Raw genomic sequence first — 15050 nt, forward strand, 5'->3', positions numbered from 1 at the left:
ATCGTTGATCAACAGGCATATAATGTGACAGCCTCTTTCGCTCAGGACACCGGTATCGCCAAGAAGATCCCTCCTTTCTCTTCTTTGGTTGACACGCAGATGGCTGCTCAAGCGATGCAGGGCTTTACTCCGAACGTTTAATGGCTCTTAGCTCATACAGGTGCCGAGCTACTATCACATTGAAGCTTGCAGGCCGCGCCCACCCAGTTACGTTGATAGCTGCGATGGGCGCGGCCTGCTTTTGAGAAGCAATATCGGCGATTGCTCGCCAAGCGCGAGAGGAATTCACTCTGGGTTTGATCAAGGAGACTGCTCTCTGCAAGTGACTAACATCAACACCCTAGCCCCGTCTTTCCCTACCGCTAATGAGCATGCATACATGTCGTTGCTTATGGATAGCTCATCGATCATCAGCAGCGCTCTGCGCCGTTGCCGGTCCCAGGCTGCTCTCAGCTCCATCGGAGCAGCCTACAGCCGCCTGGTCCGCCGGCGATCCCTGGAGCATGTCCGTACGCAGTCCAAAGTATCGCTTGCCCCGCCAGCCACTCACAGGGAGGACTTACCCATGTACTGGCAACAGCATCGGCCACTTACACGCTGCAGCTTCTCGCTGCTTATGCTGATCCTGGTCTTGATTCTGTTCGCTACCAGCGCCTGTGGCGGCACCAGCTCCACCCCGCCACCCAGCGGACACAGTCAGGACAACATGCGATTAAAAGTCGCAGTAGACAGCCTGTCTGCCCCTTTCTTGCCCGATCTGGTGGCTCTCGACAAGGGCTACTTCCAGGCCCAGGGCCTCACGGTCTATCCTACCCCCTTCCAACTTGAACCAACCAGCCCCCAGATGGCCGAGGCCATCCACTCCGGCGCCGTCGAGGTGGCCGTCGGTGGGCTGCTCACCGAAGCTTTCCTCGTCTCCCAGGTAGACGCCGATGTCAAGGTGATTGGTCAGCTCCAGGTGGCGTTCCCTAACGATATCACCGTTAGCAACAAGTTCCTGCAGCAGAGCGGCCTCTCCGAAAGCAGCCCTCTGGAGGCCAAAGTCAAAGCCCTCGTCAGTAAGAAGATCGGCGTCATCTCTTCTACCGGCCAGACTGGCGGCTTCGTCAGCTACCTCTTCCACCTCTTCGGCCTCAATGCCAGCAAGGACGCCACTCTTGTTGCCGTCGGCAACAACGTCTCGGCGGCTGTGGCAGCCTTGAAGACGGGCCGCGTCGATGCTCTCAGCTTCTATAAGCCGGTCGGCGAGGCCATCGAAACCCAGGGCCTGGGGCATATCTTCATCAGCCCTCTGCACGGCGATGTCCCGCAAATGCAGGGACAACTCAACTCCGTCTTCTACGCCAAAGCCAGCCTCATTCGCGCCAAGCCCAACACCTTCAAGGCCCTTGTGCGCGCTATGGCGATGGCCCTGGCCTTCATTCAGAAACACCCCGACCAGGCTATCAAGATCTTACAGAAGTACACCCACATCGACGACAAGACTGCCGCCGCCGCTGCTCAGCATCTGCGTGCATCCTATGCGAGTACGCCAGTTGTCAATGAACAGGGCTACAATATCACCGCCAACTTCGCTCTCCAAACCGGCGCGGTCAAGAAGACTCCTCCTTTCTCCGCGCTGGTCGATACTCAAACTACTGCACAGGCTCTGCAGGGCTTTACTCCACAGGTCTAGTTCAGGCTCATTCTGAGCAATATTCAGTCGCTCCTGGCGGCTACTGGTCGCTATCGCGAAACCATAACCGCCAGGAGCCTGGTCACAACCTAACGCTCAGTCACGCTACCGGCAAAGCGCCTTGTCCTGGAAAGGATCAATCCTAGCTATGGCAGAGCACAGCCTCACCCCGACCCAGAAAGCATCGATAGGGTACACAGCTTATATGACAGCCGCTGCGCGCGCTCATGAGAGTCAGCGACCAGATCGCCTCTTCCCTGATCCCTGGGCCGCCAGCCTGGCAGGCCACCGTTACCTCCAGCACGCGCAACGGCTACGAGCACAACCGTCCTGTCTATCCCTTCATTGCGCATGATCAGCTCACGCCTGAAATGGAAAGCCGCTATCACTGGCTAGTGACTGCAGTTCACCAGAGCCAGGCGCCCCAGCAGGAGTAAGCCAGGCGCCTCACAACAGAGGCCCGCCAAGCGCGTGCGGTCCGCTTAAGCAAGGGAGCAGCAGCATGGTTTGCGGCCGTTGGCTTAGCCGAAGTCCTCCCTGGTCGCCGCGCTTGCCTGGCTCTGACAGCCTGCACCAGCCGCTCGTCAAGCACAGGAGGCACCGCAGGTCTCAGCCGTCTCCTGCTCAAGGCAGGATCAGATGCACGTCGCCAAATTCATGCCAGAGATAGCCCTCCTGCAGTGCTGCAGCATAGGCCCGCTCCAGATGCTCGCGTCCAGCCAGCGCCTCTAAGAGCGCCAGATGCGAGGCACGCGGCTCATGGAAGCCTGTCAGCAGTCCACCGACAACACGCAGCCCCCGTTGTGGAGTAATCACCAGATCCGTCCAGCCCTCACCCGGATGCACGACTCCATACTGATCGGCTACCGTCTCGAGGGCCCGCATTGGCGTTGTCCCTATGGCGATGACTCGCCGTCCCTGCCGGAGAGCCGCATTGACCAACTCGGCACTCTCAGCGGGCACCCGATAGTACTCCTCGTAGGGCGGCTCATGCGCCTCCAGGCTGGCCACCCCCGTATGCAGCAGCAGGGGAGCGAACTGAACCCCTTCCGCTACCAGCCGCGTGACCAGCTCAGGCGTAAAAGGACGGCTGGCCGAGGGCATCTCCGCGCTGCCCACCTCTGTGACAAACACCGACCGATAATAGTCGATTGGCCACTCCTGCCGTACATAGCCATAGCGAATCGGAAAGCCATAGTGCTCCAGATAGGTCTCAAGTGGTGCTGGCAGCTCCAACGTGGCCACCCAGAGACGCAGCTGACCGGCAGCTTTAGGGGGTGAGTTACGCCCGTAGGGGGTATGCAGCACCGCTCGCCCCCCTTGTGGCAACCCCAGTACCTCACCAGGTTCGAGGCCGAAAAAGGGCTGCGAGCCTCGAGAGAGAGGGAGCCGGACTTCAACTACCCAGAGACCAGCTGGCAGACAGGTCGAGAGATGCAGCTCTAACGGCTCTCCTCCGGCTCGCTCAGCCGGCAGGGCGGCTTTCATCGTGCCGCTGGTATTAATCACCAGCACGTCGCCCCGCCTGAGAAAAGCCGGCAGCTCGCGAAAGCGCGCATGCACCAGGCGATTGTCGCTGCGATAGGAGACCAGCAAACGCACCTCGTCGCGCGCCAGGCCACGTGCCTCGGGCGGCTCTCCGGCTTCCAGCTGAGACGGTAGCTCAAACGACAAAGCAGTCAGATCCCACTCAACCGTCTGCCATGACCATCTAGAACCAGCTTGAGGACCAGCTTCCCTCACACGTCCCCCGCTCTCTGAACGCTGTCCTCGCCAGCTCTCTTCTAATCCGCTCATAGACACCTATCGTCCTTCGGCATAGTCAGCCTGCTACCTACCATCAATCACACTTTCACCTCGCGCGCCAGATAGCGCCCAGAGGGGTAGTTTCCCTTAATCAAGGCCAGCAAGCCTGGCACACTCACCTCCGGCGGGGGCCGATCACTGATATCCTCTCCCGGGAAAGCCTCCTGATGCAACCGCGTCCTCATGTCTCCAGGGTCAACCAGGTAAACCCGCCACTGGGGCTGCTCCGCCGCCAGGATAACAGTTAGCTGTTCCAGCGCCGCTTTGCTGGAGCCATAGCCACCCCAGCCTGGATATGGCTCACGCGCCGCATCGCTCGTAATATTGATAATACAGGCGCTGGATGAGAGATAGCGCTGCACTCTCTGGATGAGAGCAAGAGGGGAAAAAGTATTGACACGATAGACAAGCTCTAGAACCTCTAGAGGATACTCCCGCAGAAATGGCTGAGGACTGGGACCAAGAATACTGGCGTTATTGACCAGCAGGTCAAGCTTCCCCCAACGCGCCACAGCGCTGGTCAGAGCCTGCTGGTGCTCAGGATCGCTGACATCGCCAGTAATAGCCACAACCTCGCTCCAGCGGGCCAGCTCGGCCCGCGCTTGCTCCAGCTCTCCGGCAGTGCGCGCATCGATAATGAGTCGCCAGCCCGCACGCGCCAGCTCACGGGCCAGAGCTAGCCCCAAGCCGCGCGAGGCCCCAGTGATCAGCCCGATACGGTCAGTGCTCAGAGAAGAAGACATCATAGATCACGAACCTCCTTGCTTATTGAAGCACTCACAAGCGAGACCGATCATAGGCGCGCCACGAGGAGCACGCACCGGGCAAGTGGACAGATCACTCACTGTCCTTGTGGGCAGATCCGTCACTGTCAGAGCGAGGAACATCACAATGGCTTGTAGTGCAAGTCGCCGCCTTGGAGATCGCGGCGCTGGTGCAGTCGCCAAGATCCAAAAATACGGCCAGACCGGCAGCATCGTGTGGTCAGAAGAGGTCAGCACACGATATCGCCGGTCTGGCTGCCACTTTCCGTCACGGCCCTGACGCAGCACCTGGGCCTCAGCTCGCTTCGCTCACTGATCAGACAGCAGCGGGCCAATCAGCAGACGAGCCTGGAGGGAGATCAGAGCCGCCGCAGGTCCATTCTAGACTGCTCGATTGTCTCGATGACCGCCGCGATCTCCCGACGCACGCGGTCATTGGTAGCCATCTCCGCCTGCACCTTCTCCCAGCCATGCATGATCGTCGTATGGTCACGCCCACCTAGCTCGGCGCCAATCTGGAGTAGCGAAGCATCGGTCTGCTCGCGCATCACATACATCGCCACCTGACGCGGCCAGACGATCTCTCGATCGCGAGCCTTGCCTCGCAACTGCTCGGGATCGACATTATAGTAGCGACAAACCCCCTCCAGGACCTCGCGCACCGTTAAGGTTGCCGGCGGCTTGCTGTTATAGATATGCTCCAGAGCTTTGGCGGCCAGACTGACCGTGAGAGGCTCCTGATGCAAGGTGGCATAGGCGATCACACGCTTCAAGGCCCCTTCCAGCTCACGAACGCTGCGACATTCGGGACGAGCGATATAATCGATGACCGCCGGAGGGACCTGGAAACGCATCGACTCAGCCTTGGAGCGCAAGATCGCCTGGCGATGCTCATAATCAGGCGGCTGAATATCGGCCAGCAATCCCCACTCAAAGCGCGAGCGCAGACGATCCTGCAAGCTCACAATCGCCTTGGGGGGGCGATCACTGGTCACCACGATCTGTTTATTAGAATCGTAGAGCGCGTTAAAGGTATGAAAGAACTCCTCTTCTGTCGATTCCTTGCCAGCGATGAACTGAATATCGTCGACCAGCAGAATATCGATCTGGCGATACTTCGCGCGGAACTCCTCCGTCTTCTGAAAGCGAATAGCGTTGATGATTTCATTCGTGAACTTTTCGGAGGTCGTGTAAAGGACGCTCAGGCCCGCAGCCTCACCATGATGCCCAATGGCATGAAGCAGATGGGTCTTACCCAGCCCTACCCCCCCATAGAGGAAGAGTGGATTGTAGACATAGCCGGGGCGCTCGGCGACTGCCTTTGAGGCGGCATGAGCCAGGCGGTTCGACTTGCCGACAATGAAGGTATCGAAGGTATAGCGAGGATTCAGCATACTACCGCCTTCAATGGGAGTAAAGAGATGCTCCTGTTCGCCACCGCCGCCAGCCTTCTCCTCGGCAGAGCGCTCATATCCAAGAAAGATGGCAGGCTGTTCCTGCTCCTCCTCACGGGCCTCGGCGCGATGGGGAATGGGGCGAGCGCTAGAGGGGGCATGAGACGTCATCACAATCGCCGGTGAAGACGAATCGAGCTTCGCCCGTAAGGCCGGGCGATGTCTGGGTGCACGATACGCGCGCTTCAAACGCTGGGCAGGTCCCTCACCCAGAGCGGCCTCCTGCTCCAATGCCTGTAACTCCTCGTTGACCGTCGAACCCTTAGTGACCACAAAGCGCACCTCGGGCTGACAGCCAGTCACCTCCGAGAGGAGGGAGCGGATCATCTCGATAAAGCGCACTTCCATCTGAGCCTTAGCAAAGGCCGAGGGCACCCCTACCATAAAGACGTTCTCGTCGAACGAGAGACCCACCGTGCCGCTGAACCAGGTATCGTAGACGGACGGCTGGACCCGGGTCTGTATCTGCTCCAGTGTCGCTTTCCAGATCTGTCTTGCATTCACCGGCTCTCACCTCATACGCAGTTCGTCTCTGCCTTCAGGCCGCGTCAGTTCGCCCTGCTTTGCTTCGTTCGGGCATAGAAATGCCAGGTCACAGGCCTGGATCATCAGAAACAATTCGGCAGCTAGAGGGGTGCCCAGCCCTACGCTGGTAGTACAAGGGTCGGATGAGTAGGACAAAAAACACCCGGATCAACGTATTCCTGAATAGCAGAGGGTAATGGTAGCACTAAACCAAAAGGCTGTAAAGCCCTCTTTTGGTACCAGATGAGAAGCAGACCATAGGAATTCCTTTACCAGTAATATATACTGGGTGCAAAGCGCGCAGGGTGCTCTTGTGAGCAAGGAAAAAAGTCCTGTTGCCGTTGGGAAGCGAGAGCTGAGAGGCGAGGCGGGCCTCATGCACTCAGGCAACGCCTTTCACCTTTCCCGCTCTACCTCGCTCACCCAGCTGCCACCAGAGCTGGGGGATGACAGCCCTCCTCCCCCACTCATACACCGCTCAGAGGCCCCTGCTCTTATCTGGCTGCTCACCTGCCCCGCTTCTGATACCTGGCCTGGATAGCATGACAGACTCGCACGATAGAGCAATGCAACGAAGGCGCGTGCTCTTGACTTCCCCTCTTCACCATGCGTCTTTCAGGGAGAAAGAGCGAGTAAGGGAGAGCGCGACGTCCTTGTTCAGGCTCTACTCGCTGCCACGCTGCAATCCCTTGAGTGAGAGGATAGAAAGGAGAGGCAGCCGCTCTGCTCCTGGCCCCCTGGTCCGCAGGCCATCAGGGAGAGGAGCCGGCTGCTCAATGATGCTCATGAAAGCATTATTGCGCTCGGCACAGATTGCTCATTCGCCACAGCATCGGCATGGCTGGCTCCTACTCCTGACCCTGGTGGTCCTGACGGGATCGCTGACCGCTGCCTGTTCTGGTCTGTTGGGTGGCAATACACATCAATCTGCAACCAACACGCCCACTGCAGCAACTGTCGCTTTGAATCAGCTCCATTGGTGCGGTAAGCCTTCGATGCTGTTCCGCGATGAGGGGGCAACTGTCTCACCATCAGCCTCCACCGCTACAGCGACTACGACCCCCACCGCCACTGCTCAGGCCACGGCTGCCAGCAGCGGCCCACGCACGCTTACGGGTTGGGAGCAGGTTCAGCCTTTGCTCGGCTTCACTGTCTACCTTCCTCCACGCCTGCCTGCTCGCACCTGCCTGGTAAGCGCCCTTGGCACAGTCCACGACCCTATTTTTGGAGGTAACTTCTCAATCTCGTATCTGCTGCCGGATGGAAGCGCTATCAGCCTCTCGGAGGCACCGCACCGTAACCAGAAGTCGCTTTTCCAGTGCACAGCCTCTCCCATGACTCCCACGGCCACGGCTCGCCCCCAGACAAAGGCCAGCCCAACAGCCCAGGTGAGTCCAACACCGACGCGGACGCCGAACCAGATTTGTTCCGGGGTACGCGGCGAGACCAGCATCGTTTTTTCGGCGCCCGGCGATGAGAAGGCGCTGAAACAGTTTTTCGATACGCTGCAACCCGACGTGGCCTGGGTGCCTCTCTCTTGACGAGCCTTCGCTGCGGCTGCAAGGTAGAGCGAGAGGGAAGAAGGAGCGGGCGAGCAGTTTCTCTCCTGCTCTCGCTTGTGTACCCGCTCGACGCGCGGTGACCACTTCTGGTATAATGGCAGCAGTTTTGCGAGTGCGCTAAATACTCCTGTGAGGTATACGAGGAGCACAAAAGCAAAGCCTACGTGCTAGCAAAGGGAGGAGATCTATTATGGACAAGTGCCCCCGTTGTGGTGCAGAAACGCGGCCCGGGGATCGCTTCTGCTTGAGTTGTGGTCAGCCGCTGCTTCCCGCCGCTCCCGCCTATGAGCCGGCCCAGACCCCGCTCTCCGGGGGCGATGCAACCATGCCAGCGCAAGATGAGTGGGGAGCTGCGGCTCCTGGTCCACAGCCGCCGTCTTTGTCCGGCGGAGGCTGGCCCAATGCTACTATTCCTGCTTCTCCATCTGCACCAACGGAGCTGTCACCCTCTCCAGCTCAGCCTGCCGCGAGCCCTGAAGCGGCAGTGGCCACGGCGACGCCAAAAATTAACAACCCTGCCCGCTTTATCCTGAAGTCCGAAAGCGGCGAGGTAATCCAGGAATATACCCTTGATAAAGAGGAAATTACGATCGGACGCGCTCCAACCAGCGATATTCTCCTCTCCAAGGATAAGCTTACCTCGCGTCGCCACGCCACTGTCCGCTACGAAAATGGGCAGTATATCCTGCGCGACGAGCGGAGCGCTAACGGGACCTTCGTCAACGGACAACAGCTTGAGGAGCTGGTTCCTTACACCTTGAAGGATGGCGACCATATTGGTATCGGCGAGCATGAGCTGATCTTCCAGGCTCCTGCCGTCAGCGTCGATGAACTGCCTACCATCAGCATTCAACCGGAGGAGATGACCTATCGGACGCGCGAAGATAGCAGTCTGACAGCCAGCTCGGTGGACCAGTTTGTGACACGCACGGAGGGCGAGTTGTCCCCTGCAGTGGTGACCGGCAGCCGATCAATCTCGTCCACCCCACCTGTGACCCCTAGCAGCGAGAGTGGCTCCAGCAGCGCGACCGTGGCCGAGCCTGTCGCAGCCAGCTCCGCGCGCGAGTCAGAGCCAGTGGCCCCCGCTTCTGCCGCCGCAGACGCCGTTCAGCCTCCTGCTTCTAGCCCTGCCGATGGCGTCACTTTCAATCGCCTGACCAGCCTGCCTCTGCCAGCTTTGCCGGATATGTCTTCCCTGATGGCAGCCCTGGCAACCCTCGATGGTCAGGTCTCGGCTCTCCAAGAGCAGCTGAATGCAACCCAGGAGGCCCTGCGCAACCACGAGGCCGAAATCGCTCAGACGGCTAATCAGCTGCGCGCCGGCGTCCGCCGCGTGGCCGAACGCATGGATCAAACGATCGCCGATGTGGCCCGCAGCCGTGAGGCCCTGGCCTGGTCCGAGCTGATCCAGCTGATGGAAGACGTCACAAACAATCCGCGCGATATTGAGTATGTTACACGCCTTGCCCGCAAAGCCCGCGAGCTGAATAAAGTCTTCCAGATCCATCAGAGCGTACTCAATACGCTTGCTGAGTGCAATACTTTATTGCGCGCGCTCATTGGCGAAGAGCGATAATAGCATCAAATCATAGTAAATTGAGCCTTTTCTCGAAAAATGCAGGAAGCTCACTACGACGCCATCGTCATCGGCGCTGGCCTGGGGGGGTTGCTTAGCGCCGCTCAACTGCTGCAGCGCGGCAAGAGCGTAGCTCTGCTGGAGCGGCTTGATCACTGCGGTGGGCGCTTTACGGCCAAAACCTTTAAAGGAGTGCAGGTCAGCACCGGAGCTGTGCACATGGTGCCCTTTGGTAGCAGCGGGGTGCTGGCCCGCACCCTGCGGCGCCTGCAGATTCCCCACCGCCTCCTGGACGCTGATGTCTTCGGCTCCTTTCACGTGCATGGTCGCCAGGTACGCGCTCGCGGCCTCCTCGGTGTCTATCGCTTTCTGGGCCCGCGCCAGTTCTTCTGGTTTCTCCGCCTGGGCTATCTGATGTTTTTCCGCCCGCTGCCCACCAGCGAGGGCGATTTACCTTTTAGCGCCTGGTTGGCACGCCATATCAATGTCGAGCGAAACCGCGAGCTGGTGGCCTTCTTCGAGCGCATTGCCCGTTTCGCCCTCAGCCTGGAGCTGCACCAGGTCTCAACGGCTGAGGTCATTGCCACGACCAAGAACATGTTCCGCTACGGCGCACCCGGCATCGTCGAGGGCGGCTGTGGGGCGCTGGTAGCCGAGCTAGAGCGCCGTTTGCGCGAGCGGGGAGCCGCTGTGTTGCTGAGCCATGAGGTGCTGCAGATTCTGCATGCCGATGGACACGTGACAGGCGTGCGTGCCCGCAACAAGGCAAGCGGTGATGAGCTGCTGCTCTCTGCTCCCCTGGTAGTTAGCGACATCGGTCCTCGCGCAACAACCGCCCTGGTCGAAAATCGCCAGCTACGCCAGGCCGAGCTGCTCAAGCAGCAGCGCGAGGCAGCCCAGGTCATAGCGGCGGCAGCCAGCGAGGCACCACACGCTTACCGCGAAGCGGTGGGGCTGAAAGTTCACGTGCTCAGCGATGTTTCTTTGATCCCCCATCGCGGGATCATGTATTGCCTGGACACCCAGCGCATCGCCGGCATTGTCCAGCCAACGAACAGCGATCCTCGCCTGGCTCCTCCTGGCAAGCACTTGCTCATCACGCATCAGGTGCTCCAGAGCGAGAATATTGAAGAAGAGAAAGCGTTGGCGATCGCTGATCTGCGCAGACTCTTCGGAGAAACCTTTGAACGACACTGCCGTATTCTGACGATGAGCGTCTATCGAGGCGAGTGGCCGGTGAATCGCCTGGCCCAGGGGAGAGATCTCTCGCCGGTCACACCTTTACAGGGCCTCTTCCTGGTGGGCGATGCCGTCAAGCCCAGCGGCTATCTGATGGTCGAGGGAGTAGCACAGAGCGTCAATTACCTGCTCGATCTCCTCGATGCTATCGAGCGCGGCGAGGCCGCTGGTCCTCTGGGCAGCCCTCACTTGCCAGTCACGACAGCCACAGATGGCGAACGCCAGCGCCGGCCAGGCTGGTTACCATTTAGACGAGGACGGAAACGAGCGCGCTCGGGTCATGTGGTACGCCCTCCTTCCCGCCTCAATGCCCTGCGCTGGTTATGGACGGCCCCGGGCAATGCTCGTAAGCAGGTAAGGAGACCCCTCTATCCATGACGGACATCGCAAAGGCTGCTCCCTATTATCTGATCCGCGGCGGGACTCCCCTCCACGGCGAGGTCACGGTCAGCGGGGCCAAGAATGCTGTCACCAAGATGACGATTGCTTCGCTGTTGACCGAGGAACCCTGCACGCTGCGCAATGTGCCGCTTATCGGCGATCTCTACCTGACCCTCAGTCTCTGCCAGGAGATGGGTTCCGAGGTGATGCTCGATGAGCAGGAGCATCTGCTCTCGATCAGAACCCCGGCCATCCACTCAACTTCAGTCTCCGCGACCATCGGCGGCCTGAATCGTATGGCAATCCTGACGGTCGGCCCTCTGCTGCATCGCTGCGGCGAGGCCGATATCCCTCTCCCCGGCGGTGACCGGATCGGGGCTCGCCCGATCGATTTCCATCTCAACGGCCTGCAACAGATGGGCGCCACGATCGTGGAGTTGGGCGGACGCTACTATATGAGCGCTCCCCGCGGCCTCCACGGGGCCACTATTCGCTTGCCTTTCCCTAGCGTGATGGCCACCGAGAACTTTCTGATCACGGCTTCGCTGGCCCGCGGCGTGACGATCATTGAGAATGCCGCCCTCGAACCGGAGATCATCGATCTGATCAAGTTCTTACAGAAAATGGGCGCGATTATCGAGCAGAAGGTGGACCGCCGCATCGTCATCGAAGGAGTCCAACGCCTGCGTGGAGCTCGCCATACGCTCTTGAGCGATCGCAATGAGGCGGTCTCACTGGCCATCGCTGCCTACTTGACTAAAGGCGATATCTATCTGCGCGGAGCCCAGCAGGATACACTGCTGACTTTCTTGAATACGTTGTCCAAGATGGGCCTGCACTTCGAGGTGGAGGATGAAGGCATTCGCTTTATCGGGGATGATCGCCCGCCGCCGCCAATCGCCCTGGAAACGGATGTCCATCCAGGCTTCATGACAGACTGGCAACAGCCCTTTACCATTCTGTTGACCCAGGCCGACGGGATTTCAGTGGTCCATGAAACGATCTATGAGGACCGCTTCGGCTACACCCACGCCCTGAAAACAATGGGAGCCCATATCGGCCTCTATACCAAGTGCCTGGGAGAAGTGCCTTGCCGCTTCCGCGAAAAGCAGTATTTGCATAGTTGCGTGGTTCGCGGCCCCACACCCCTGAACGCCGCCCGCCTGGATATCCCCGATATCCGCGCTGGCTGCTCTTATATTCTGGCCGCCCTCTGCGCCGAGGGAACTTCCGAGGTGCATGGCGTAGAGCATATCGAGCGCGGCTATGAGCGTCTGGATGAGAAGCTGCGCGCCCTCGGGGCCCAACTTGAGGTGATCCACCCCTCAGCAGAGGATGACTCGCTGGACGCTCTCGCTTAGCGTCCGCCTGTCCCTACCTGACGCTCTCCTTCGCTCTTGCCTCCTTGCCCTGGCCCCGATCACCACCTTGCCTGGCCCTCTCCGCCTCCCCTCCCTACCCTCTTGACGGAGGTCAGCAAGGAGGCTATACTTTCCAATGTGTTTAATGAATGATTACTCATTCAACAATCCAGTCGCGAGTGTGCGCTGGGCTGGGCTGAGCTGAGATCAGGGCCACCACGAGCACAGTACACGAGCACTGCATATTACCTGGCAGGATCAGCTAATGCCACGTAGCGAGCAAGCCAATCAACAGATACGCGATGAACGCCGTCGCCAGATCCTTAATGTGGCCGCGGAGATCTTCGCGCGCAAAGGGCTGGCGGAGACCCGCATCAGCGATATCGCCGCCGCCAGCGGGATCAGCCAGGGTCTGATCTATCGCTACTTTGCCAGTAAGGAAGAGCTGTTGAGAGCAGTGATCGCCAACGCTCTGGATCAGGTCTTGACTGGCCTGCAGGAGCTACGCGAGCAGCCAGGCACGCCCTGGGAGAAGCTCTATCGTCTGACAGCCTACATGTGGGAAGGCATGCGTCGTCGACCGGCCTATGTCCATGTCGTGCTGCACACGCTGATCAGCGAGGCTGTACCCGAAGAGATCAGAGCGCTGGCACGGCGCTACATCCGTGAGTCGTACACTTTCTTTCGCGAGCTGATCGTTGAGGGCCAGCAGGCTGGCCAGGTGGTCCTGGCTGACCCCGAAGAGCTGACACTGCTCTATGGGTCGCTGCTTCAGGGTCTGGCCACGGGCGCCTGGTTCATGGATGAATACAGCGAGGTGCAGCTTTCCATCGAGCGGATGCTGCGCATCCTGAAGCCCTGAGCACCCTTGTCAGGCTGGCGGATCTGGCTGGAGCGTTAGCGATACTTAAAACCGTATGTCCTGACGTCGTGATGTAAGGAGAGAAAGGCTTACCACTATGCAGCCTGAATTGGAGCAACCGCTACCGCCATCCCCGGCGCAGCAGGAGGATCTTGTAGTCTACAGCCGCCGTCAAACGTTCGCTACCATCGGCAGTATTCTGTTGATTCTCTTCCTGGCCACGCTCGATCAAACTATTGTAGCCACCGCGCTGCCGCACATTGCCGCTGATCTGCAAGGTTTCGCCGATCTCGCCTGGGTTGGTATCGCCTACCTGCTGACGTCAACGGTCACCATTCCCATCTACGGGAAGCTTTCCGATCTATTGGGGCGCAAGCTCATCTTTCTCTTCAGCATCGGAGTGTTTCTGATCGGTTCGGCCTTCAGCGGGCTGGCACAGTCAATGGCGCAGTTGATAGTCTTCCGCGCCCTTCAAGGTATCGGCGCCGGCGGTCTTCAGCCCATTGCCTCCGCGGTGATCGGCGACCTCTTTCCGCCACGCGAGCGCGGGAAATGGATGGGTCTGACAGGCAGCGTCTACGCGCTGGCCGCCATCGTGGGGCCGCTGGCTGGCGGCTGGCTGACCGACCACCTTTCCTGGCGCTGGATCTTCTATGTCAATCTGCCCATCGGCTGCCTGGCCCTGATCACGCTACTCTGGCTGATGCCTCCGCTGCGACCACGGGTAGAGCGGGTCTTTATCGACTATATCGGTGCTGTGCTCGTGGGACTGGGCACGGCACCACTGCTGCTGGCCTTCTCCTGGGCCGGCAATCAGTACGCCTGGCTCTCGCCACAGATCCTCGCCCTGTTGGCAGGAGCTGCCGTTTTCCTGACCGTCCTTGTGCTCTACGCCGCTTCTCTGGAGCGCCGCGGGCAGGAACCGCTCTTTGAGCCAGGCCTTTTTCGCCGCAGCCCGCGCGTTTTCGGCATCGCCTCCCTGGTAACGATCAGCCTCAATATCGCCCTGATGGGTAGCGCCTACTACATCCCGCTCTTCATCCAGGGCGTCATTGGCAGCTCGGCGACTAACAGCGGCCTGGTGGTCATCCCGCTGGCGCTGGCCGCCATCGCCGGCGCGGTGACCACCGGGCTATCGCTCTCCCTGACGGGCCGCTACAAATGGCAGGCGGTCGCCGGGGCCGCGATCGCCCTGCTGGGCGCACTGCTGCTGCTACGCTTAAACGTGCGCTCACAGTGGGTGGATGCCCTGATGGCCATGCTGGTGCTGGGGATTGGGATGGGAGCGGGTCAGGCCGTCTATACGACGGCTGTGCAGAATGCGCTGCCGGATAAGCTCGGCCAGGCGACAGCGGCACTGGCTTTCTTCCGCCAGCTCGGAGGAACCATCAGTCTGGCTGTTCTGGGAGGCATCGTCACCTCCAGCTACGTCCCGGCTTTTCACGCCGCTCTGCCGCCGGCGCTGCGCACAGCCCTGCCTGAACGCCTCATCAGCATCTTCGATGATCCGCTGGTCTTGCTCGCGCCCGGTAACACCCTACTACGGATTCGCGCGGCCTTCGCCGCCTACGGACCACAGGGCCTGCGCGCCTACGCAGCCCTGCTCAATGCCGTGAAAAGTGGGCTGGCACAGAGCCTGCATCAGGCTTTCGTCGCCAGTGCCCTCATCAGCTTCTTGACTCTGCTCGCCTCATGCTGCCTGAAAGAGCAGGTGCTGAGTCGCCAGCATAGCCGCAGCAGGCACATTCGACAGACAGCAGACTAGTTCGACAAGTTGAGCTCGTCCGGCAGCGGGTCATGGTCGCTGTAGCGGCTCGCTTGTGGTCAGCAGGCCAGTATCGAGTA

At 59.9% G+C, this 15050-nt stretch carries 11 protein-coding genes; 8 read left to right on the plus strand and 3 right to left on the minus strand.

The genetic code is table 11. From position 1 onward, the window contains the following. The first annotated feature begins 379 nt into the window (after positions 1–379). Positions 380–1675 carry an ABC transporter substrate-binding protein gene (locus A4R35_RS11235; RefSeq protein WP_112429379.1) on the plus strand — a complete coding sequence of 432 codons (1296 nt, stop codon included), beginning with the start codon at positions 380–382 and terminating at the stop codon, positions 1673–1675. 227 nt (positions 1676–1902) lie between these two features. Further along, a complete protein-coding gene (locus A4R35_RS24300; protein ID WP_189361680.1) occupies positions 1903–2112 on the plus strand; it encodes a hypothetical protein in 210 nt (69 codons plus the stop codon). Positions 2113–2299: 187 nt separating this feature from the next. Here the strand turns inward: A4R35_RS24300 and A4R35_RS11245 are convergent, their stop codons facing one another. From A4R35_RS11245 to dnaA, 3 genes are all read right to left on the minus strand, one after another. After that, a complete protein-coding gene (locus A4R35_RS11245) occupies positions 2300–3472 on the minus strand; it encodes an S-adenosylmethionine:tRNA ribosyltransferase-isomerase (RefSeq protein ID WP_112429381.1) in 1173 nt (390 codons plus the stop codon). 47 nt (positions 3473–3519) lie between these two features. Continuing rightward, positions 3520–4227 (minus strand): SDR family oxidoreductase, encoded by a 708-nt coding sequence (locus A4R35_RS11250; RefSeq protein WP_223258300.1) that lies wholly within the window; start codon positions 4225–4227, stop codon positions 3520–3522. A 377-nt stretch (positions 4228–4604) separates the two neighbouring features. Beyond that, a complete protein-coding gene (gene dnaA / locus A4R35_RS11255; RefSeq protein WP_112429385.1) occupies positions 4605–6203 on the minus strand; it encodes a chromosomal replication initiator protein DnaA in 1599 nt (532 codons plus the stop codon). A gap of 797 nt (positions 6204–7000) precedes the next feature. Here dnaA and A4R35_RS11260 point away from each other — a divergent pair. From A4R35_RS11260 to A4R35_RS11285, 6 genes are all read left to right on the plus strand, one after another. Further along, positions 7001–7765, plus strand: coding sequence for a hypothetical protein (locus A4R35_RS11260; RefSeq protein ID WP_112429387.1), 765 nt, complete (start codon positions 7001–7003; stop codon positions 7763–7765). Between the two features lie 211 nt (positions 7766–7976). After that, entirely contained in the window at positions 7977–9362 is a 1386-nt protein-coding gene (locus A4R35_RS11265) for an FHA domain-containing protein (RefSeq protein ID WP_112434139.1), read from the plus strand. 39 nt (positions 9363–9401) lie between these two features. Beyond that, positions 9402–10979: a phytoene desaturase family protein gene (locus A4R35_RS11270; protein ID WP_112429390.1), complete on the plus strand. Its 1578-nt coding sequence runs from the start codon at positions 9402–9404 to the stop codon at positions 10977–10979. Further along, positions 10976–12343: a UDP-N-acetylglucosamine 1-carboxyvinyltransferase gene (murA, locus tag A4R35_RS11275; protein ID WP_112429392.1), complete on the plus strand. Its 1368-nt coding sequence runs from the start codon at positions 10976–10978 to the stop codon at positions 12341–12343. Before A4R35_RS11270 ends, murA begins: the two co-directional genes overlap by 4 nt. A gap of 265 nt (positions 12344–12608) precedes the next feature. After that, positions 12609–13205: a TetR/AcrR family transcriptional regulator gene (locus A4R35_RS11280; RefSeq protein ID WP_112429394.1), complete on the plus strand. Its 597-nt coding sequence runs from the start codon at positions 12609–12611 to the stop codon at positions 13203–13205. A gap of 97 nt (positions 13206–13302) precedes the next feature. Beyond that, positions 13303–14970, plus strand: a complete 1668-nt coding sequence (locus tag A4R35_RS11285; protein WP_112429396.1) for an MDR family MFS transporter — start codon at positions 13303–13305, stop codon at positions 14968–14970. Positions 14971–15050 lie beyond the last annotated feature (80 nt).

Origin of the sequence: Thermogemmatispora tikiterensis, assembly GCF_003268475.1 — a bacterium.
In the GTDB taxonomy this organism is placed as follows: Bacteria; Chloroflexota; Ktedonobacteria; order Ktedonobacterales; family Ktedonobacteraceae; genus Thermogemmatispora; species Thermogemmatispora tikiterensis.